Origin of the sequence: Planosporangium thailandense, from assembly GCF_011947195.1 — a bacterium.
GTDB lineage: Bacteria > Actinomycetota > Actinomycetes > Mycobacteriales > Micromonosporaceae > Planosporangium > Planosporangium thailandense.
The window spans coordinates 1-771 of sequence record NZ_JAATVY010000087.1 but is presented as its reverse complement, the minus strand read 5'-3'; the positions used below and the strand labels follow the sequence as shown (position 1 = coordinate 771).

Sequence of the window (771 nt, the reverse complement as noted above, 5' to 3'; positions counted from 1 at the left end):
ATCGGTTGCCACGACGTCCAGGGCGACCGGGAACATCGTGGTGAACCAACCCACCGTCCGCGACAGGTCCACCCCGTCGAACAGCTCCTCCTCCCGACCATGCCCCTCCAGATCCACCAGGATCCGATCCCGACCGGTCCACGCCCCCAACACCCTGCCCAGGGCCGCCAGCAACACATCATTGACCCGCGTGCGATACACCCCCGGCACGTCCTGCAACAACGCCCGCGTCGCCGCCGCATCCAACCGCACCGACACCGACCGCTCCACACCAACCGTGTTCGGCCCATCCCCGTCGCGCGGCAGGTCCGGCTCACCGGACCCGATAACCCCGTTCCAGTAGTCGCGCTCATCGTCGAACCCACCGCCGGCGGCCCGCTCGGCCAACCGCAGCGCCCACTGCCGAAACGACGTCGTCTTCGCTGACAGCGCCACCGGTTCACCACGCCGGATCTGGGCGTACGCGGCCGCCAGGTCCTCGAGCAGGATCCGCCACGACACCCCGTCCACCACCAGGTGATGCGCCGCCACGAACAACACCGGCCGCACCCCGGCACCCCGCTCGAACAGCACCGCCCGCAGCAACGGACCACACCCCAGATCGAACCCGGCGTGCACCTCCTCGACCACCGTCGCCATCACCGCCGACTGCGCATCGACGCTCACGCCCGACAGGTCGTGACAGTGCAGCACCTCCACCGGCCCCACCGGCCCGTTGACCTGCCGCCACCCGTCATCCACGCGCTCGAACCGCAACCGCAACGCGTCATG

General features: G+C 69.8%; 1 protein-coding gene. It reads right to left on the bottom strand.

The annotated features are described in order from the left end of the window. Positions 1-762: condensation domain-containing protein (locus HC031_RS32235; protein ID WP_277349876.1), on the bottom strand; the 762-nt coding region annotated here is incomplete at its 3' end. Positions 763-771: the final 9 nt, after the last annotated feature.